The 18,453-nt window shown below is 50.7% G+C and carries 22 protein-coding genes and 1 riboswitch; of the genes, 4 read left to right on the top strand and 18 right to left on the bottom strand.

The genetic code is table 11. The features are described 5' to 3' along the window. Window positions 1-7 precede the first annotated feature (7 nt). On the bottom strand, window positions 8-1,060 hold the full coding sequence (gene fbaB, locus AC4OVU_RS14415; RefSeq protein WP_015572352.1) for a class I fructose-bisphosphate aldolase: 1,053 nt from the start codon (window positions 1,058-1,060) through the stop codon (window positions 8-10). A 248-nt stretch (window positions 1,061-1,308) separates the two neighbouring features. Between fbaB and AC4OVU_RS14420 the strand changes: the two genes are divergently transcribed. From AC4OVU_RS14420 to AC4OVU_RS14430, 3 genes are read left to right on the top strand one after another with little or no spacing between them, the layout of a single operon-like run. Then, entirely contained in the window at window positions 1,309-2,586 is a 1,278-nt protein-coding gene (locus tag AC4OVU_RS14420; RefSeq protein ID WP_003859236.1) for a nucleoside permease, read from the top strand. Further along, window positions 2,583-3,587, top strand: coding sequence for an ADP-ribosylglycohydrolase family protein (locus AC4OVU_RS14425; RefSeq protein ID WP_015572351.1), 1,005 nt, complete (start codon window positions 2,583-2,585; stop codon window positions 3,585-3,587). Before AC4OVU_RS14420 ends, AC4OVU_RS14425 begins: the two co-directional genes overlap by 4 nt. Beyond that, a complete protein-coding gene (locus AC4OVU_RS14430; protein WP_023295037.1) occupies window positions 3,584-4,537 on the top strand; it encodes a PfkB family carbohydrate kinase in 954 nt (317 codons plus the stop codon). The genes AC4OVU_RS14425 and AC4OVU_RS14430 overlap by 4 nt, the downstream gene beginning before the upstream one ends. On the opposite strand, the gene AC4OVU_RS14435 is transcribed toward AC4OVU_RS14430, so the two are convergent. The 14 genes from AC4OVU_RS14435 to AC4OVU_RS14500 all read right to left on the bottom strand — a co-directional run bounded on the left by AC4OVU_RS14435 (window position 4,511) and on the right by AC4OVU_RS14500 (window position 15,172). Beyond that, complete coding sequence (locus tag AC4OVU_RS14435) at window positions 4,511-5,257, bottom strand: GntR family transcriptional regulator (protein ID WP_003859242.1); 747 nt, start codon at window positions 5,255-5,257, stop codon at window positions 4,511-4,513. The two genes, AC4OVU_RS14430 and AC4OVU_RS14435, sit on opposite strands and share 27 nt — an antisense overlap. Window positions 5,258-5,299: 42 nt before the next feature. Beyond that, entirely contained in the window at window positions 5,300-6,100 is an 801-nt protein-coding gene (thiD, locus tag AC4OVU_RS14440) for a bifunctional hydroxymethylpyrimidine kinase/phosphomethylpyrimidine kinase (RefSeq protein ID WP_017383356.1), read from the bottom strand. Further along, window positions 6,097-6,867, bottom strand: a complete 771-nt coding sequence (gene thiM / locus AC4OVU_RS14445; RefSeq protein WP_023295038.1) for a hydroxyethylthiazole kinase — start codon at window positions 6,865-6,867, stop codon at window positions 6,097-6,099. The genes thiD and thiM overlap by 4 nt, the downstream gene beginning before the upstream one ends. Window positions 6,868-6,902: 35 nt before the next feature. Beyond that, window positions 6,903-7,000: riboswitch (TPP riboswitch) on the bottom strand. A 230-nt stretch (window positions 7,001-7,230) separates the two neighbouring features. Further along, on the bottom strand, window positions 7,231-7,698 hold the full coding sequence (locus tag AC4OVU_RS14450; RefSeq protein ID WP_104669009.1) for a hypothetical protein: 468 nt from the start codon (window positions 7,696-7,698) through the stop codon (window positions 7,231-7,233). 54 nt (window positions 7,699-7,752) lie between these two features. Continuing rightward, on the bottom strand, window positions 7,753-7,881 hold the full coding sequence (locus AC4OVU_RS14455; RefSeq protein WP_258364724.1) for a hypothetical protein: 129 nt from the start codon (window positions 7,879-7,881) through the stop codon (window positions 7,753-7,755). Window positions 7,882-8,026: 145 nt separating this feature from the next. After that, on the bottom strand, window positions 8,027-9,892 hold the full coding sequence (locus AC4OVU_RS14460; protein ID WP_110293183.1) for a hypothetical protein: 1,866 nt from the start codon (window positions 9,890-9,892) through the stop codon (window positions 8,027-8,029). A gap of 2 nt (window positions 9,893-9,894) precedes the next feature. Beyond that, on the bottom strand, window positions 9,895-10,095 hold the full coding sequence (locus AC4OVU_RS14465; protein WP_224310681.1) for an uL22 family ribosomal protein: 201 nt from the start codon (window positions 10,093-10,095) through the stop codon (window positions 9,895-9,897). Window positions 10,096-10,237: 142 nt separating this feature from the next. Beyond that, complete coding sequence (locus tag AC4OVU_RS14470) at window positions 10,238-11,275, bottom strand: major capsid protein (protein WP_110293184.1); 1,038 nt, start codon at window positions 11,273-11,275, stop codon at window positions 10,238-10,240. Between the two features lie 18 nt (window positions 11,276-11,293). Then, a complete protein-coding gene (locus tag AC4OVU_RS14475; RefSeq protein ID WP_110293185.1) occupies window positions 11,294-11,671 on the bottom strand; it encodes a hypothetical protein in 378 nt (125 codons plus the stop codon). Window positions 11,672-11,675: 4 nt separating this feature from the next. Further along, on the bottom strand, window positions 11,676-11,903 hold the full coding sequence (locus AC4OVU_RS14480; RefSeq protein WP_110293186.1) for a hypothetical protein: 228 nt from the start codon (window positions 11,901-11,903) through the stop codon (window positions 11,676-11,678). A 363-nt stretch (window positions 11,904-12,266) separates the two neighbouring features. Continuing rightward, complete coding sequence (locus tag AC4OVU_RS14485) at window positions 12,267-13,247, bottom strand: IS5-like element IS5 family transposase (RefSeq protein WP_000019403.1); 981 nt, start codon at window positions 13,245-13,247, stop codon at window positions 12,267-12,269. Window positions 13,248-13,718: 471 nt separating this feature from the next. Then, complete coding sequence (locus tag AC4OVU_RS14490; RefSeq protein ID WP_110293187.1) at window positions 13,719-14,060, bottom strand: hypothetical protein; 342 nt, start codon at window positions 14,058-14,060, stop codon at window positions 13,719-13,721. Continuing rightward, window positions 14,050-14,445, bottom strand: a complete 396-nt coding sequence (locus tag AC4OVU_RS14495; RefSeq protein WP_032623407.1) for a hypothetical protein — start codon at window positions 14,443-14,445, stop codon at window positions 14,050-14,052. The genes AC4OVU_RS14490 and AC4OVU_RS14495 overlap by 11 nt, the downstream gene beginning before the upstream one ends. Before the next feature lie 406 nt (window positions 14,446-14,851). After that, on the bottom strand, window positions 14,852-15,172 hold the full coding sequence (locus AC4OVU_RS14500; RefSeq protein ID WP_491928725.1) for a hypothetical protein: 321 nt from the start codon (window positions 15,170-15,172) through the stop codon (window positions 14,852-14,854). A 118-nt stretch (window positions 15,173-15,290) separates the two neighbouring features. Between AC4OVU_RS14500 and AC4OVU_RS14505 the strand changes: the two genes are divergently transcribed. After that, window positions 15,291-16,498, top strand: a protein-coding gene (locus AC4OVU_RS14505; RefSeq protein ID WP_089617520.1) for an IS3 family transposase whose coding sequence is annotated in 2 segments (ribosomal slippage) — window positions 15,291-15,612 and window positions 15,612-16,498 — 1,209 coding nt in all. Because the reading frame shifts where the segments join, the coding sequence is not laid out codon by codon here. Here the strand turns inward: AC4OVU_RS14505 and AC4OVU_RS14510 are convergent. The 3 genes from AC4OVU_RS14510 to AC4OVU_RS14520 form a co-directional block, all read right to left on the bottom strand. Then, on the bottom strand, window positions 16,495-16,923 hold the full coding sequence (locus tag AC4OVU_RS14510) for a hypothetical protein (protein WP_491928726.1): 429 nt from the start codon (window positions 16,921-16,923) through the stop codon (window positions 16,495-16,497). The genes AC4OVU_RS14505 and AC4OVU_RS14510 overlap by 4 nt on opposite strands. A 102-nt stretch (window positions 16,924-17,025) precedes the next feature. Then, a complete protein-coding gene (locus AC4OVU_RS14515) occupies window positions 17,026-17,193 on the bottom strand; it encodes a hypothetical protein (protein ID WP_022649293.1) in 168 nt (55 codons plus the stop codon). An 18-nt stretch (window positions 17,194-17,211) separates the two neighbouring features. Next, on the bottom strand, window positions 17,212-17,550 hold the full coding sequence (locus AC4OVU_RS14520) for a hypothetical protein (RefSeq protein WP_146215488.1): 339 nt from the start codon (window positions 17,548-17,550) through the stop codon (window positions 17,212-17,214). Window positions 17,551-18,453: the final 903 nt, after the last annotated feature.

Consider the following 18,453-nt stretch of genomic DNA (forward strand, 5'->3'; position numbering starts at 1 on the left):
CGTGCGATTAGGCAATCGTCACTTTATTGTCCAGATAGACATCCTGAACCGCATTAATCAGCTTCACGCCGTCGGCCATGGATTTTTTAAACGCTTTGCGGCCCAGGATCAGCCCCATTCCGCCGGCGCGTTTGTTAATCACCGCCGTGCGCACCGCGTCGGTCAGATCGGTTTCACCGCCTGCTGCACCGCCGGAGTTAATCAGCCCGGCGCGGCCCATGTAGCAGTTAGCCAGCTGGTAGCGCACCAGATCGATAGGGTTGTCGCTGGTCAGCTTGCTGTAGACGCGGTCGTCGGTATAGCCAAAGTTCACCGCTTTATACCCGCCGTTATTCTCGGCCATTTTCTGTTTCACGATGTCCGCGCCGATGGTTGCCGCCAGGTGATTTGCCTGACCGGTCAGATCCGCTGATACGTGGTAATCCACGCCGTCTTTCTTAAACGCGTTGTTACGCAGATAGGCCCACAATACGGTCACCATCCCCAGCTCGTGCGCGCGCTCAAACGCGGCAGAGATCTCTTCTATCTGCCGACGCGACTGCTCAGAGCCAAAATAGATAGTCGCCCCGACCGCTACCGCACCCATGTTGAAAGCCTGTTCGACGCTGGCGTACAGTGTCTGGTCGTATTCGGTTGGGTAGCTCAGGGTTTCGTTGTGATTCAGCTTGACGAGGAACGGAATGCGGTGAGCATAGCGGCGGGAAACGGAGGCCAGCACGCCATACGTCGATGCCACACAGTTACAGCCCGCTTCAATCGCCAGCTCGACAATGTTTTTCGGGTCAAAGTAGAGCGGGTTAGCAGCAAACGACGCTCCCGCCGAGTGCTCTACGCCCTGGTCAACGGGCAGAATGGAGAGATACCCGGTCCCGCCCAGACGACCGGTATTGTAAAGCGTCTGCATGTTTCGCAGTACGGCAGGCGGACGGTTGTTGTCTACCATGACGCGGTCTACGTAATCATGGCCAGGCAGATAAAGCTGGTCGGCTGGAATGGTCATACAACGATGCTGTAAAAGGCTGTCGGCGTCTTTGCCAAGCAGTTGCGCAATATCAGTCATAGTGATGCTCCCGTAAGTCCGACATGATGTCGGAGCGTGTGATCCAAGCCCACGTTTTTGCAGGCAGACTAAGCCTGGTACCGACTTAACCTATTTTCCACCATTTGCAACTTTTTTAAGCACAATCTGCTGGCTCGTTTCGTGTACAACATTTTTGTTACACTGATCAAACAATCGCCTTAAAGGTATTTAAAAGGTATTATCACATGGTATGTTACATGCGTACCTCTGACATGCAGGATTAAAAAATGAAAACGAAAGTCCAACTGTCATTCATGATGTTCGTTGAATGGTTTATCTGGGGCGCATGGTTTGTGCCGCTGTGGCTGTGGCTGAGTAAGAGCGGGTTTACCGCCGGGGAAATTGGCTGGTCGTACGCCTGTACCGCGATTGCCGCGATCCTCTCTCCCATCCTTGTCGGCTCGCTGACGGACCGTTTCTTCGCCGCCCAGAAAGTGCTGGCCGTGCTGATGTTCGCTGGCGCGATTCTGATGTATTTCGCAGCACAGCAAACCCAGTTCAGCACCTTCTTCCCGCTGCTGCTGGCCTACTCCCTGACCTATATGCCGACCATCGCGCTGACCAACAGTATCGCCTTCGCGAACGTCGATGACGTGGAGGCTGATTTCCCGCGCATTCGCGTGATGGGCACCATCGGCTGGATTGCCTCCGGCCTGGCGTGCGGCTTCCTGCCGCAGATGATGGGCTATAGCGACATCTCTGACACCAATATCCCGCTGCTGATGACCGCTGCCAGCTCCCTTCTGCTTGGCGTCTTCGCGCTGTTCCTGCCGAATACCCCGCCGAAGAGTACCGGCAAGCTGGATTTCAAAGTGATGCTGGGGCTGGATGCGCTGATCCTGCTGCGCGATAAAAACTTCCTGGTGTTCTTCTTCTGCTCGTTCCTGTTCGCCATGCCGCTGGCCTTCTACTATATCTTTGCCAACGGCTATCTCACCGAAGTGGGGATGAAAAACGCCACCGGCTGGATGACCCTCGGCCAGTTCTCTGAAATCTTCTTCATGCTCGCTCTGCCATTCTTTACCAAACGCTTTGGTATTAAGAAGGTCTTGCTGCTGGGCCTGATCACCGCCGCCATTCGCTACGGTTTCTTTGTTTACGGCGGCGCCGAGCAATACTTCACCTACGCCCTGCTGTTCCTCGGTATTCTGCTGCACGGCGTAAGCTATGACTTCTATTACGTCACCGCGTACATCTACGTGGATAAAAAAGCGCCAGTGCACATGCGCAACGCGGCGCAGGGCTTGATCACGCTGTGCTGTCAGGGCTTTGGTAGCCTGCTGGGTTACCGTCTCGGCGGCGTGATGATGGAAAAAATGTTCGCATATAAAGAGCCGGTGAATGGGCTGACCTTCAACTGGGCCGGAATGTGGACGTTTGGTGCAATCATGATTGTGGTGATTGCCGTACTGTTTATGCTGTTTTTCCGCGAATCGGATAAAGAGATCACCGCAATTGAGGTGGTTGATGGCGATACCGCGCTGACACGAGGGGAAGTTAAATGAAACAAGACCGTATTCTCGGTGCTCTTTACGGGCAGGCGTTAGGGGATGCGATGGGGATGCCGTCGGAGCTGTGGCCGCGTAAGAGGGTGAAAGCACACTTCGGCTGGATCGACCGTTTCTTACCCGGCCCGGCTGAGAATAATGCCGCCTGTTACTTTAAGCAGGCCGAATTTACGGATGATACGTCGATGGCGCTGTGCCTGGCCGACGCGATTATCGAATGCGACGGGGAAATTAACCCTGACGTTATCGGTAAGCATATTCTGGACTGGGCGCTGGATTTTGACGCGTTCAATAAGAATGTGCTCGGCCCGACCTCCAAAATTGCCCTGAACGCCATCCGTGACGGCAAGCCGGTGAGCCAGCTGGAAAACAACGGCGTCACCAACGGGGCGGCGATGCGCGCCTCCCCGCTGGGATGCCTCCTGCCAGCCACGCGTCTGGCGCACTTTGTGGAACAGGTTGCGTTAGCCTCCAGCCCGACCCATAAATCGGATCTCGCCATCGCCGGTGCGGTGGTGATCGCCTGGGCGGTTTCACGCGCTATCGACGGCGAACGCTGGCATCACATCGCCGATGCCCTGCCGGGTATTGCCCGTGCGGCGCAGGAGGCGAACACGACCACCTTCAGCGCATCGCTTTCCGCTCGTATTGAGCTGGCCCTGAAAACCGTGCGCGAAGCCAACGGTACCGAGTCCGCCAGCGAGCAGATCTATCAGCTTATTGGCGCGGGCACGAGCACCCTTGAGTCCGTTCCGGCGGCGATTGCGATGGTCGAACTCGCGGGTACCGATCCGAACCGCTGCGCGGTGTTATGCGCCAACCTGGGCGGTGATACTGACACTATCGGCGCGATGGCAACGGCCATCTGCGGCGCGCTGCACGGTGTACAGGCCATTGATCCGGCACTCAAAAACGAACTTGATGCCGTAAACCGGCTCGATTTCGGCCACTACTGCGAAAAACTGCTGCACTTCCGGGAGCAAAGGGAGGGCGTATGAGTGCTTTTGCCCGCCGTCTCGAAACCCTTCACGCCACGCGCCCCGTAACGGTACTCGGCGCGGCGGTCATCGACGTGATTGCCGACGCCTACGCCCTGCCCTGGCGCGGGTGTGATATCGAGCTGAAGCAACAGGGAGTGAATATTGGCGGCTGCGCGCTGAATATCGCCATCGCCCTGAAGCGGCTCGGCATTGCTGCGCAAAACGCCCTTCCCGTCGGCCACGGCGTGTGGGCCGATATTATCCGTAACGCCATGGCGAAGCAGGATCTGCACAGCGCCGTGGAAGCGGAAACGGGCGATAACGGCTGGTGCCTGGCGCTGGTGGAGCCTGACGGTGAACGGACCTTTATGTCGTTTAGCGGCGTGGAGAACCAGTGGCAGCAGCGCTGGCTGGACGGGTTAAGCGTGCCGGCAGGGAGCCTGATCTCTTTGTCCGGCTACCAGCTGGCGTCCCCCAGCGGTGAGCTGCTGACGGCCTGGCTGGAAAGTCTTCAGGATGCGACGCTCTTTATCGATTTCGGTCCGCGCATCGCGGATATTCCCGACCCGCTGATGGCGCGGATCATGGCCTGCAAACCAATCGTCTCGCTCAATCGTCAGGAGGCGGAACTTGCCGCCGAATGGCTTGGCGTAAACGTGGAAGAGCTCGGCACACGGTGGCAGCAGAGGTTTGGCGCTGCGCTGATCGTACGCCATGATAAAGACGGGGCGGTCTGGTACGACGGTGACGCTTCCGGACACGTTCCGGCGTTTCCTGCTACCGTGGTCGATACCATCGGCGCGGGTGACAGCCATGCGGGAGGTACCCTTGCCGGGCTGGCCGCGGGATGGTCACTGCCAGAGGCGGTGCAGCTTGGCAATGCCGTAGCCGCCTGGGTAGTCAGCCATCGCGGTGGCGACTGCGCCCCCACGCGCGAGGCCCTACTCCTCGCACACAAAGACGTATAGGTCGCTGCGGCAGTAGCTGATGCTGTACTCAATTGGCCGGTGCTGTTGATCGAGCGCGACTTGCTTGATCACCAGCACCGGTATCTTATCGTCCATCTTGATATGCGCCTGAAACTCGCTGTCCGGCATCCGGGCGCTGACGCGGGAACGGGTGCGCTGCGGAAAGATATTCTGGCTGCGGAAGTAATCATAAAGCGAGACGCCGATGTCGTCCGGATTGGGGATTAACCCTACCGGTACCCAGGACTCCTCTATTGATACCGCATCGTCATCCACGTAGCGGATGCGCTTAAGCAGAAATACATCGCTGTCCGGCGCAAGGGAAAGGTGGCGGGCGATCTCCTCCGGACATTTCACGACGCGTTTATTAACCCACAGCGTGTTGGGCGTTTTGCCCCGCAGCACCACCTGCTGAGAAAACCCGCGCGCCTCTTTTAGCGAATATTCAAAGATATTGTTGATTTGCGTACCGTATCCACGCGCGCGGGTGACGACGCCGGCCTCTTCCAGCGCCTGCATCGCTTTACGCACCGTAATGCGCGACACACCGGCCAGCTGGCTCAGATCGCGCTCGCCCGGCAAAATATTACCGTGCGCGAGCACGCCGCTGCGTACCGCGTTTTTAACCGTTTCGGCAAATTTCAGGTACAACGGCGTGTTGTCCGGTGCGGCAATTCGTTCCTTGAGTTGAGCAATTAACCGGGTATGCGCTTGTTCCATCTCTGTTTTTCTCTGGCATAAGGTTTTATGCCAGTATACGGCTTACCACCATGCATGAAAATGGTGAACCGGCCCAATACCGTGACCCACTTCCAGAGAATCGGCTTTTGCCAGCGCGCACGAGAGCCAGATCTTCGCCTCCTGCACCGTATCCGCCCAGTTCGCGTTTCGGGGACGCAGCGCCGCCAGCGCCGCCGAGAGCGTACATCCCGTGCCGTGGGTGTTTTTGGTCTGTACCCGCGGGGCGGTGAAACGTTGCGCGCCATCGCGGGTGAAGAGCCAGTCCGGGCTTTCTGCATCATCAAGATGACCGCCTTTCATCAGCACCGCGCTGCATCCCATCGCCAGCAGCGCATTGCCCTGCTCTTTCATCTCACGTTCGTTTTGCGCGTGTGACGCATCCAGCAGCGCGGCGGCTTCAGGGAGGTTTGGCGTGATCAGCGCCACCTGCGGCAGCAGCTTTTTACGCAGGGTGTCGACGGCAGAGGCGGAGAGCAACGGATCGCCGCTTTTGGCCAGCATCACGGTATCGAGCACCACGTTTTTTATCTGATAACGTTTGAGACGTTCAGCGACCGCTTCAACAATGTCCGCCTCTGCAAGCATGCCGATTTTGGTGGTGTCGATGCGTACATCGCTGAATACCGAATCCAGCTGTGCGGCGACAAAATCCGGCTCAATACGATATACCGACTGTACACCGCGCGTGTTTTGCGCCACCAGCGCGGTGATAACCGAGCATCCGTAAGCGCCGAGCGCAGAGAAGGTTTTCAGGTCTGCCTGGATCCCCGCTCCGCCGCTGGGATCGGTTCCCGCAATAGTCAGGGCATTAATGCGTGTCATACCAGCTCCTCCAGCGCGTAAAGCGCATCCAGAAACGCCGGGGCAAAGCTGCCGGGGCCCCGGCTGTGAGTCAGTGCAGCTGCCCCTGCGCGCTTCATAAAGCCGCAGGCTGCCGTCGCATTATCAAGCCTGTCGCCAGGCAGCGAACAGCAGGCGGCGACGACCGCCGAGAGCGCACAGCCTGTTCCCACCACGCGGGTCATCAGCGGGTCGCCGCCCGCGACCGTACGGGTTCGCTGACCATCAGTGATGTGATCCACTTCTCCTGTGACGACCACAACGGCGTGGGTCTGGCGGGCGAGCGTCTGCGCAGCGGTCAACGCGCTCGCCGCCGTATCGGTGGAATCAACCCCGCGCCCGCCCGCACTCATTCCGGCAAGGGCGAGGATTTCGGAGGCGTTTCCACGAATGGCCGCAGGTTTAAGGGACAATATTTGCTGGCAAAATCGGGTGCGGTACGCCAGCGCGCCAACCGCAACCGGATCCAGAACCCAGGGCGTACCCGCGGCTACCGCGCTCTCAATGGCCCGACGCATCGACTGGGCGCGCGGCGCGGTGAGTGTACCCACGTTGATGAGCAGAGCATCGGCAAGCGCGGCAAACTGTTCCGCTTCCTCGGCTTCGATCACCATTGCCGGGGAAGCACCCAGCGCGAGCAAAACGTTGGCGGTGAAGGTCTGCACGACATCGTTGGTCATACAGTGCGTGAGCGGGGAACGGGTTCGGAATTGATGTAAAACGTGTGAGTCTAGCAGGTCAGGCTGCATGATTTCGCTCCTGCCGTGCGTGAAGAAGCGATGACCGGGTAGGCATCTGACTTCCCTACGCTGGCATTATCCAGATCAGGTGGTACGGGTATTTCTCAGCCTTCTTTGATGAAGGGCACCCCGAGTCATGAAGATTGAATCTCTATACTTTTTGCCAGCTTAGGGGAAGTGGCTTACTGATGCAAGCCCCGCCTTTCCGGTCATCGCATCTACAACTTGAAAATAAGCATAACCCCTAATTTGACCCCCATTTTGACCCCCACCCCAGACAGCAAAAAGGGGCGCAAGCCCCTTATTTCTTACACTCTTTATAGAATGTGCTGGTTTTCATTGTTTTCGAATCGAGGGTGCTAAACAGAATACTCATCTTGCTGTACGGTTCTTAACAACAACTTCTCTAAGTATGCGATTGTTTATTTTTTCCTTCCACTGCCTCTGTTTATCACTGAGGTTTCTCTTTTTCATAGTTCCAATAAGAAAATCATAATCTTTGTCGAACAAATACCCTTTGCTATTTGCATATTCAATCAATGCGAGATTGGGATTAGCATAAATATCTTTTTTAATCCTCTTCAACCCATCGAATAAAGTGCCAGTTGAAATATTCAAAAATCTATTTATACAAACATTGCCAACATACGTGGTATTGCCATTTTTATTATTTTCAATATAGCAATGCTCTTTGATATCCTGACCACAGGGACAGGAATCCATTTCTTCAGAAACTTCTATCGAATGTAGACTCCACTCTGTTTTGGCAACTTCGAAGTTTTTTGAAACAGATAACGATAAGATATGTTCTTTTAGCCTTTCAAAGTTATGACTTTCCATCAAAAGATCTCCAGAAATAGAAAAAGCGCTACAAATGAGCGCTTTGAGATGTTTTTACTTTTTCCCTTTTTTAGAGGGGATTTTTACAGTTTCCGTAACAGTTGTCCCTGGACGTTTCTTAGCCTCTTCCGGCTTTACAAACTGACCAGTACCCGCATCACGAACTACCTTTTGTTTAGTCATGAAAACACCTCATCTGGAATGAAGGATAGAACGACTTTACCTTTTTAATAGTAGGTAATAAGCGAAGCGGCGTCAAAGAAAAAGCACAATATATGCACACAGATCACAAAATACCATACAACATATAGCGGAATAGTACCTTATATCACCCACCTGTAGACGATTGACCGGACGACATTTGCAGCGTTAGCGACTGTGCAAAGCTGGCTTGAGAAGCTCTCGCCTGGAAATCAATGTAATCGCTCAATCTTGAGCTATCGCTGGCGATAGTGAGCGGAACAGACGCTTCAAGATTTAGATTGAATACAGGTGCAAGGTTGTACGATGGCGCACTATTGGTGCTGGTTAGGGATGATATAGCAGAATCACGAAGCGCTCCCCCTCGCAGAGAATCACCATTCAGGCCGTACTGTTCTACCGCTGTCCCTGTAGGCTGATCATCTATTCCTAACCAACCTTTAACAGCATGACCGACACTACGGGTACTAAACCCTGTCTTGTCCTGCACCCAATCGGCAGCACTGTTGGCACTGCCTGTAACAGCACCATCGTAGAGAGCCTGGGCCGCTGGCTTATCGCTATCAGTGAACCATTGAGGGAAACGTTCTTTCAGCCCTTTATTGATATCACTCACAACATTGGAAATCTCACCCACAAGCCCAGTGATTTCTTTCGAGAGATTGCCTAAGCCCTCTCCAAGCATTCCCGCCGCTTCGGTGATAATTTTGGTGTTCCTTACCAGATCGTCGCCCCCATCGGCAAAGCCTTTCATCCAGCCTGTAAACAACTGATTGTCTAATCCATTCATCAGATTACCCATCGCTACACTCAGATCACCATATGCAAGCGTCTGTTTTACCTGCTCGTCGTTCAGCGTCTGACCGCTTTCCACAAGCTGTTTCAGCGTCTTGTTATAGTCAGCTCCGTTATTCATGAACATATCTGTGTAGTGCATCAGGTCATCACCTAAACTCTCGATCAACGTACCAATCTGAGCCTGTGACATACCACGGCGTTGCCCTTCATTCACCGTAGCTTGAACGAAATCCAGTGGTGAATCTTGGAACTTGGAAATCTGATCCTTACTCCATCCGAATTTGTTCATTATCGACGTAATGCCACCATCCCCACCCTTCCATTCGCCATTCTTCATTTGAGCATCGTTAACAGTCATGGCGAGGCGTTCACGAACATCTTTCATATTATCAACGGCTTTAGATGTATTAGCTGAGTCAACCCCATGTTGCTGCCCCCAGGCTACCATTGTCTTGATTGCATTAGGATTTGTCTTAACAAGAGCCGACTGTCGCACCAGGTCAAGATTTTCATTCCCTTTGTCAACAATTCGCTGCCCCACTCCGAGGGAGCCAGCCGTTAACGCAAGGCTTCCTAATACCCCACCACCGACGATAGGAGCATTCCCGCCCTTCTGAGCCTTTAGCTTAGTGGCTGCTGCGGCATACTGGGTACGCTGTGCCTGTGTCACTTTCGCTTGCTGTGCGGCTTCTCTGCGTAACAGGGTTACACGCTCACGAATAGTAGCGTTCATACGCTGGCTTGTGATGTTACCTTGAGCAAAAGCCTCTGTTTGCTTCTGAATGAAACGTAACGCTTCATACTGAGACTTAGGATCAAGCCCGTATTTACCTTTAATTCCTGAAACTTGTAGCCCTACATGGCGAAATTTTAGCTCGGCTGTTTCCTGTCGTTTCTGTAGCTGCTGCTTCGCTTTCAGATTGGCCTTTTCATCCCTGGCTTTCTGCTTCTCTGCTGTACGCTGCGCTTTCATTTCAGCCGTATTCTTAGGAGAGCTATTAAACTTCGCATCATCGGCTTGTTTACGAGCTTTCTGCCTGTTTTTCTTTTGATTCTGAAAACGAATTTTCGGGTCTTTAATCTTAGAAAAATGGCGTTGAAGATCATCAGCGGCTTTCTTCGCCTCTGCAATGTCCTCTTTCGAAACTTGAAAACGTACCGTGTTTACGATAGAACTTGTGTGGATCTCAAGCATGATTATTCACCGCCTTTCTTTTCGTTCACAAGATAATTAAGCGCATCTGATACGCTCATTCCCTTGAAAATAAGTTGTCTTAAATGTGAATAGCTCACATCAAGTGCTCTCGATACGGCTGCTAAATTCAGTAGTTGCTCTGCGTTTGTATCATTTAGTTGTAAATGTAAGCCTCGACTCTTTAGGATAAGTTCCAATTTCATCTTTCCTCTTATTCTGGAAATAAAAAAGGGCGGGAACACTGGGGAGATTTGCGCTCTCTTAGTTCCCAACGTTCACACGCCCTATTCAAAAGCTCTTCTGTTATTTATTTTCCAGACGGGAAGAGCTACCGTCTATCGCTCATTATGCTGAGACGCTACCGAAAACTATCGCCGTAGGGATGTTATTAATTGGTATATAGCTGGTTTCTGTTGCAATAGATGGGAATTGCCATTTAGCATCTGAAACAACATACTGATTATGCAGAGTTGCAGATTTTCCAAGTGTCAGATGACGAACACCGATTCCGGTGTGCAGCACCAGTGCATTACTCCCCTCACTCATGCGTGGGATGACGGCGAACCCGTCCACACCGATTTTGTCGGTGATCAGGGAGTACCCTGTTACATCCATTACGGTGATCCCGTTCAGAGTCCACACCTCGTAAGCCGGATTACTTTCTACTGTTCGAGTGTAGAAGTTGTCAGAGCTATTGACACTTAGGGTGTACACCATGAAATCTTTAATAGATGGATGATAGCGAAGTGCTTTAGCAGCAGCCCCAGAAGCCAGGATCACAGCGCCTTGTTTCTGTTGTGCCAGGCCATCCCCAAGAGCGACATTCTGAATACGGGCAATTTCGCTTAGTTGTTCAAAGATGTTAGCAGTGTCGGAAGTGTCCAGGGTGTATTCTGTTCGAGCACCGCCAGTTAAGAAATCAAGATCGCCTTGTCCGGCATAGTCGCTATTAACACGCAGACCTAACAGAGCATTCACAAGGTCAATTTCAACGGCGTTTTCTGCCATAGAATATTGGCTATCACTGAAATCTGACAGAGCAATACTCACCTGGTCGGCAGTGTCAGCAATTCCACGCGCGGCGTATTGTTGCAGATCTAAACTGGTGACGCTGTTCAAAACACCGAAATATTTCATGGTGTACAATGAGTTAGTAAACTCTGGACGCTGTGCGCTGTTCCAATCTGATTGGGAATAAGGAGAGTTTTCTTTAGCTACCAGATTTTTAACATCGGTAATCTTTTCAAGAGAAATCAGATTTACGTTGTGGGACTCCTGACGGAATAAGCCCAGATTTGAAATAATACGGTTTAGCTGAGTGCTGAAAGTAAACGGGCTTGTAAAGCTGTCGTACACTACACCAGAGAATAAATCTTTAGACATTATGTAATTTCCTTATTATTAGGTAGTGCGTAGCGCTACAGTGTCAAAATCAGTGAAAGTAAAGCCAAGGGTTGCTAATTGCGCTTGAGCCAGAGATTTATCCAGGCTTCCAAATTCAACGCCAACCAGGGCTAAAATAGTATGTTCTGGAGAAGCTACAATAAACGCCTTATCACCAGCGCGTGCAGGTTCTACGACAACATACGCAATGTCACCAGGGGTGGCAGCTTTTGCACCTGTTGCGGTTACGAGATCGCCAACAATGAGATCGGCAGGAATACCGGATTCCACACGGATCAGCTTGTCCTGCATAATTGCATCAGATGCGTAAGCCACTACTTTATAACGGGCGTGGCTGTTATTCCCGTTGAGAGTTTGAAATGTTCCAAATTGCATTCGGTTATTTTCCTTTAGCTAATAATTTTAATCGTTCCTCAAGTCCCGTTAATGGGTGGGAACCTTCTTTTGATTTAGTGATCGTGGCGGTAGGCCAGAATTTTTCTGTAGCCTCTCGAATTTCTTCGACACTTACGCATAATACATTCGCCGCTTGTTTCATCATCTTTTCAGACAGAACAAGAGATGCACCTTTGTGTGTTATCACACGGTCATAGTTCATTAGAAACATTGTCGTTTCCTTATCGTAACTTTTTTGTTACAGCAGATAAAAATAAACCCCATTGAAGGGGCTTATTGGGATAGCTGGAAATCTTATAAACCAGCCTGGGGATCATTCCGTGTCGTTGCAAACACGCTTAGGATGAATGATCGCCCTATTGGAATTTCTTATCACTACCAAGCCTTTCGGCTTAATAATTAATTAGGAGACAATACAACTCGACTAAGGAAGGTGCGAATAAGCGGGGAAATTCTTCTCGGCTGACTCAGTCATTTCATTTCTTCATGTTTGAGCCGATTTTTTCTCCCTTAAATGCCTTGAATCAGCCTATTTAGACCGTTTCTTCGCCATTTAAGGCGTTATCCCCAGTTTTTAGTGAGATCTCTCCCACTGACGTATCATTTGGTCCGCCCGAAACAGGTTGGCCAGCGTGAATAACATCGCCAGTTGGTTATCGTTTTTCAGCAACCCCTTGTATCTGGCTTTCACGAAGCCGAACTGTCGCTTGATGATGCGAAATGGGTGCTCCACCCTGGCACGGATGCTGGCTTTCATGTATTCGATGTTGATGGCCGTTTTGTTCTTGCGTGGATGCTGTTTCAAGGTTCTTACCTTGCCGGGGCGCTCGGCGATCAGCCAGTCCACATCCACCTCGGCCAGCTCCTCGCGCTGTGGCGCCCCTTGGTAGCCGGCATCGGCTGAGACAAATTGCTCCTCTCCATGCAGCAGATTACCCAGCTGATTGAGGTCATGCTCGTTGGCCGCGGTGGTGACCAGGCTGTGGGTCAGGCCACTCTTGGCATCGACACCAATGTGGGCCTTCATGCCAAAGTGCCACTGATTGCCTTTCTTGGTCTGATGCATCTCCGGATCGCGTTGCTGCTCTTTGTTCTTGGTCGAGCTGGGTGCCTCAATGATGGTGGCATCGACCAAGGTGCCTTGAGTCATCATGACGCCTGCTTCGGCCAGCCAGCGATTGATGGTCTTGAACAATTGGCGGGCCAGTTGATGCTGCTCCAGCAGGTGGCGGAAATTCATGATGGTGGTGCGGTCAGGCAAGGCGCTATCCAGGGATAACCGGGCAAACAGACGCATGGAGGCGATTTCGTACAGAGCATCTTCCATCGCGCCATCGCTCAGGTTGTACCAATGCTGCATGCAGTGAATGCGTAGCATGGTTTCCAGCGGATAAGGTCGCCGGCCATTACCAGCCTTGGGGTAAAACGGCTCGATGACTTCCACCATGTTTTGCCATGGCAGAATCTGCTCCATGCGGGACAAGAAAATCTCTTTTCTGGTCTGACGGCGCTTACTGCTGAATTCACTGTCGGCGAAGGTAAGTTGATGACTCATAATGAACCCTGTTCCATGGTTCCAGATGACAAACATGATCTCATATCAGGGACTTGTTCGCACCTTCCCTAAAGCAAAAATGTTCCAGTGTCTGAATTCTCTGTATTGTCTAACAACCACTCTTATGATTAGAACGGTTATGAAGAGCAGGATTGCTCTTCTATAAAATCACTCGTTGTGAATGACTACCTTTAGAATGAAGGGCGCACCTTAAAAAGGTGTTCTCCACCGGATATCCCCTATTCATTGAGAAGAAGCAATAAATAAGGCAGTGGAGATCCCCTGTTAGAAACAAACGAAACGTAGCAATAAAGGACACAACCAAAAATCAAAGAAGGAATGATTTTAGAGAAGAGGGCTACACCTCCCCTGTAGGGTAGCCATCTATGGGAGAAGTGATTCGAATACTTACCCTATAACTCATTATGACACAAATAGCACAATAAGTCAAGACATTTCGTAACTTTTATGTTATGCGCATTCTTCCGCGATCTGGATGGCAAGCTCTCCGAGTTCAACGGTGATGTGTTCCATAGCGAGGGCAAGCTCCTCCATATCATTGGCAATTCGCCACGCCTGATCCACGGTGACGGTATCCCCGTTCATCTGCACCAGGTGCTCTACAGCAGCGTTCCAGTGTTCAAGGGCAGTGATTGCCTGTTCAGTGTATTGTATCGCTTCCAGGAGCGCGGAGGGCGTTCTCTCACACCACGCCTTATTAACAAGCCGCAGGGCTGGTAAATGCCAAATGTCGTGGAAAGAGTTAATAAGGGTGTTCACGATGTTCACGGTGTCCATAGTGTTAAGAGTCATAATGTTCCTTGGTATCAAATAGGGTGTCAAAGTCGCGGGTTAAATTGTTAAGGTGATTAACCGAAAGCCAGCCGCAATAATGTTCGTATGAGGAGAAATTAAGAATTTGCCATTTGTGGAGATTTGAAGAATCCACATTGAAGATTTTCATCTTCCTGGGTTTCCAGAATGCACCAGGGCAGCTATTGAGAATATCCTGTAATGCGCCCATCTCGTCAGGAGACATTGCAGGGCTATTCTCTTCAATTATTGTAGTTTGCCATTCACCAGGAACAGAATTGTATTCCTTCGAAAGGCGAGATAGATTTTGAAAATCAGATGTTCGTAATAATGATTGTGCGTTTCGTTCAAATTTTGTAACTACGTTACGTTTTCTTTTTCCCATTCATTCCTCGTAGAGGGAAACTTCCGTGTTTTCTCGTTAATGTCCATACTGCGTAAAATGCAAATAACCAATACATAGCGATGATCATAAAAGTTTCCCGATTGTGTGTTTTAGAAATTAGTGTAGATAAATTCTACATTGTCTCGTTCGATGTGTTTCAGCGTGAATGATAGATAATGGCTCTCATCGTCTATCTCAATCACACCAATGTTGCGCAGCGCACGAAGCCAGAACCTGATCCCGTTATCACTTACACCGGATTTATCAGATAGTTCTCCGTAGGAAATGCGTGTCCTACGTCCTCTCCAGAACCAGATAAGCGCATAATAAACGCCCTTCCCGCTATCGTTGATCTGTATCTGGTTTGTGTTGTTTAGTTTTATATATTGTATCAATTAGGTCTCCGTTAAAATGGTGTTCCGAATCGTCCATAGAAGTGTGGATAACGATGTTCAAATCGCATTTCTAATTCCTCTTCGAGTCTGGAAGGTAGTTTCATACTCTTGCGGTGCAATACGCGGCGAGCGTAGTTAATAAATGTGTCCCCCCTGTTTTGCTGCCGTAAACTTTCCGGTTTGGACAATAGATCGCACATTGCGTCTATTTTCATTTCATCGGTAATCGTTTCAGGCAGTCCTAAAGGCTCAGACTTTTCTGTCGCATCATCCTGCGTTTCCTCTGCCGTAGCTGGTTCAGGCACTACGTCAGAAATGATATCAGGCTGCACTGTCAGTGCTTCTGGTGGAGTAATGTGTGATGTAGCCCCCTGAAACACCGGACAGTAGCTGTATCTCCAGATAAGAGATAGGCTTGAATATATGTCTAACACTAACGCCAATTTTGAGATGACCGGGATCCTGTTAGGGCAAGAAGTCCGTAAACGTAAAACTCCTCAGGAGAAGATCGCCATTATCCAGCAGACGATGGAGCCGGGTATGAATGTCTCCCATGTCGCCCGCCTGCATGGTATCCAGCCCAGCCTGCTGTTTAAGTGGAAGAAGCAATATCAGGAAGGCAGCCTCACCGCCGTTGCGGCTGGAGAGGAAGTCGTTCCTGCTTCTGAGCTTACTGCTGCTCTGAAGCAGGTCCGGGAGCTTCAGCGCCTTCTGGGCAAGAAAACGATGGAAGTTGAGATCCTGAAAGAAGCCGTGGAGTACGGTCAGTCGCGAAAATGGATAGCGCACGCGCCCTTGTTGCCAAAGGACGGGGAATAGCCATGGTCAGCCGGACCATGGGCGTGTCGCGTGCGCAACTGTCACTGCGGATTAACCGTTCTGCCGACTGGCAGGACAGGCGCTGTAACCGGCGTAATGAAGAAGCAGACGCAGAAATACTGTCGGCTATCCTCAACATTATCAGCGATATGCCGAGTTATGGTTATCGACGCGTGTGGGGCATCCTGCGCAAGCAACGTCGCACAGAGGGACAGCCACCTGTGAATGCCAAACGGCTTTACAGGATAATGAGCGAGCATAACCTGTTGTTGTTGCATCACAAACCAGAGCGACCGAAGCGTGAACATAAGGGCAAGATAGCGGTGGCAGAAAGCGATATGCGCTGGTGTTCAGATGGCTTCGAGTTCGGCTGCGACAACGGCGAAAAACTGCGGGTAACGTTCGCGCTGGACTGCTGCGACCGTGAGGCCATAGACTGGGCAGCAAGCACGGGAGGCTATGACAGTTCGACCGTGCAGGATGTGATGCTGAGGTCGGTGGAAAAGCGCTTCGGCGACAGGTTGCCCGACACAGCGGTGCAGTGGCTGACGGATAACGGTTCAGCGTATACCGCGTATGAAACGCGGAGGTTCGCGAGAGAGCTGAATCTGGAGCCCTGCACAACAGCGGTGAGCAGCCCGCAGAGTAATGGCATGGCCGAACGGTTCGTGAAAACGATGAAAGAAGACTATATCGCGTTCATGCCAAAACCGGATGTGAGAACAGCACTGCGAAACCTTGCAGTAGCGTTCACGCATTACAATGAAAACCACCCGCACAGCGCGCTGGGATATCACTCCCCGAGGGAATACCGGCGGCAGCGGACATCGTTAACTTAAGATACAAAAGCTGTTCGGAGATGGAGGGTCAAGATCACTGGTGGAGTAATGTGCGCATCAGTGATCGGAAACGTGCGGTAAACTTTGGAACGATAACCAGGGTTTTTCTCTTTCGTGATTAGCCCTGCATCTTGCAGCTTCTGAATGAGTTTGCAGGTTCTCTCCCTGGATAAATCGATCACCTTTCCAAGTTCTGTCTGACTTTCGTAACAGAAATTCCCTGAATTTTCCCATCCCTGAAAATAGCAGTACAACTTTTGCGCCTTGGGGCAAAAGTCCATGTAACCATCCTGGAGGTTGGGAGAATAAATTCTGGGAATGTCTCGGAAATAATGTGGGGTGTTAATTGTACGATCTTTTACTTCACCAGTTTGCTTGTCGGTGTATTGGTAGTCTGCCTTAATCTCGGCGAGTGTTTTTGCCATTGGTGTATGCTCCTATGTATGCTCAGTAAGTTACGAATGCTCTTCATTTGGTTTTCTCCGCTTCTCATTCGTGGGGTGGGTGTTAATGATGGAACGTGGTTGTTACGCGCCAGCTTTCGAATATTTAACCGCCAGGTTTTGACACTCTTCAAGAAGTAGTGCGCTTACGCTCATTTTTCGGCGCTTAGCTTCTTTGAATAGAATCTGAAATGTCGCATCAGGGATCATTAACGATGTGGACGGCGGTAGTTTGGTTTTCTTCTCGATCATATGGTTTCTCCTTTTGGTTTAATCGTTGGTGGTGGTTTCAGCCTGTTTAGCTTTCCATTGATCGTAAAGTTCGATTCCTTTACGCAATCTTTCAGCGTGTTCCAAATATCCTTGACGCTGTGCTGCTGCTCGCTGGCTGTTAATTGCCTTTCGTGTCTGGTTTCCGGCCTTTAAAGCCTCGAAGACAAGTTCTGGGTTGAAATACTTAATTTTGGTTCTCCTTGCGTGAGATAAACGAAAACACCATCCAGGGAGAACGTTAATAACGTTGCCTGATAGTGCGGTGTATTTTGGATTGTTTGCGTTAGGCTGGATGCCTAAGAAGGCGACGGGATGAATGCTTTCATCACTCGACAAAACTTACTATAACATGAAATGATTTCAAAATCAATAGATAATTTCACTATTAAGTGAATTAAAATCATAACACACTAAAGCTATTTGATCAACCCCTTCTCACACTAACAAAACCTCCTGTATCGCGTTTGAGAGCTTTTGTGATATCAGTAATATCTGCATTCCCCACCCTCTCAAAACCGCTTACAGCGCGTCTGAGGCGTTCTATTCGCATCACTTCCGCCCTCTGGCACTTTCCAACACCAAGAATCTGCACTCATAAGATTGAACGGCAGTGAGATCGGATAGCTGTAGATGATTGGATATGTTGGCTTAGTGAAGTGGAACCGTAGCACGGTGAACAGTGAGCTTTAGCCCTGCTGCTCTACCTTCGAGAATTAGCACCACTACAGACGAAAGGATGTAGAGGAGGTAATAGGAGGTAGGTAGAGTTAGCATCTGGTAAGCATCGTTAGATGGTTAGTAGATGGTTACATACCGCGCACAGCGCAGAGAGATTCGCCCACGGCGAAGTGATCATGTGCAACCGTTTTCACGGTGGCTAACGCCATTGCACCATACAGAATGTATAGATAACGCTTTGCTGCGTCGTGAGCGGAACGAGGCCAGCCAACGTAGCCCGAAAGGAAGCGAAGTAAGGCTGCTTGCCAGGAGTGACGGCGATAGGCGCCAGGCAAAAGATCTTTGCGACAAGCGCAAAACCATGAAAGATAGTCTTATAGATCTTAGTATTATAGTTAAGTAGTCTTATAGAGTGACATAACGTCACAGATAACGTGCCCAAGGTGTGACGCAGCGTCACAGAAGTAGTTTGTAAGTGTGACATAACGTCACAGATAGGATGATTAGTATGTGTGACGTTCCGTCACATAATCGGGTTTTTCCGTGTGTTCTCGTGCAGAG

The organism is Enterobacter sp. 6722112 (assembly GCF_058661685.1).

What these genes read in the sequence shown, in the direction of transcription:
- fbaB (WP_015572352.1), bottom strand. Translation starts at nt 1,060, where the DNA reads ATGACTGATATTGCGCAACTGCTTGGCAAAGACGCCGACAGCCTTTTA.
- AC4OVU_RS14420 (WP_003859236.1), top strand. Translation starts at nt 1,309, where the DNA reads ATGAAAACGAAAGTCCAACTGTCATTCATGATGTTCGTTGAATGGTTT.
- AC4OVU_RS14425 (WP_015572351.1), top strand. Translation starts at nt 2,583, where the DNA reads ATGAAACAAGACCGTATTCTCGGTGCTCTTTACGGGCAGGCGTTAGGG.
- AC4OVU_RS14430 (WP_023295037.1), top strand. Translation starts at nt 3,584, where the DNA reads ATGAGTGCTTTTGCCCGCCGTCTCGAAACCCTTCACGCCACGCGCCCC.
- AC4OVU_RS14435 (WP_003859242.1), bottom strand. Translation starts at nt 5,257, where the DNA reads ATGGAACAAGCGCATACCCGGTTAATTGCTCAACTCAAGGAACGAATT.
- thiD (WP_017383356.1), bottom strand. Translation starts at nt 6,100, where the DNA reads ATGACACGCATTAATGCCCTGACTATTGCGGGAACCGATCCCAGCGGC.
- thiM (WP_023295038.1), bottom strand. Translation starts at nt 6,867, where the DNA reads ATGCAGCCTGACCTGCTAGACTCACACGTTTTACATCAATTCCGAACC.
- AC4OVU_RS14450 (WP_104669009.1), bottom strand. Translation starts at nt 7,698, where the DNA reads ATGGAAAGTCATAACTTTGAAAGGCTAAAAGAACATATCTTATCGTTA.
- AC4OVU_RS14455 (WP_258364724.1), bottom strand. Translation starts at nt 7,881, where the DNA reads ATGACTAAACAAAAGGTAGTTCGTGATGCGGGTACTGGTCAGTTTGTA.
- AC4OVU_RS14460 (WP_110293183.1), bottom strand. Translation starts at nt 9,892, where the DNA reads ATGCTTGAGATCCACACAAGTTCTATCGTAAACACGGTACGTTTTCAA.
- AC4OVU_RS14465 (WP_224310681.1), bottom strand. Translation starts at nt 10,095, where the DNA reads ATGAAATTGGAACTTATCCTAAAGAGTCGAGGCTTACATTTACAACTA.
- AC4OVU_RS14470 (WP_110293184.1), bottom strand. Translation starts at nt 11,275, where the DNA reads ATGTCTAAAGATTTATTCTCTGGTGTAGTGTACGACAGCTTTACAAGC.
- AC4OVU_RS14475 (WP_110293185.1), bottom strand. Translation starts at nt 11,671, where the DNA reads ATGCAATTTGGAACATTTCAAACTCTCAACGGGAATAACAGCCACGCC.
- AC4OVU_RS14480 (WP_110293186.1), bottom strand. Translation starts at nt 11,903, where the DNA reads ATGTTTCTAATGAACTATGACCGTGTGATAACACACAAAGGTGCATCT.
- AC4OVU_RS14485 (WP_000019403.1), bottom strand. Translation starts at nt 13,247, where the DNA reads ATGAGTCATCAACTTACCTTCGCCGACAGTGAATTCAGCAGTAAGCGC.
- AC4OVU_RS14490 (WP_110293187.1), bottom strand. Translation starts at nt 14,060, where the DNA reads ATGACTCTTAACACTATGGACACCGTGAACATCGTGAACACCCTTATT.
- AC4OVU_RS14495 (WP_032623407.1), bottom strand. Translation starts at nt 14,445, where the DNA reads ATGGGAAAAAGAAAACGTAACGTAGTTACAAAATTTGAACGAAACGCA.
- AC4OVU_RS14510 (WP_491928726.1), bottom strand. Translation starts at nt 16,923, where the DNA reads ATGGCAAAAACACTCGCCGAGATTAAGGCAGACTACCAATACACCGAC.
- AC4OVU_RS14515 (WP_022649293.1), bottom strand. Translation starts at nt 17,193, where the DNA reads ATGATCGAGAAGAAAACCAAACTACCGCCGTCCACATCGTTAATGATC.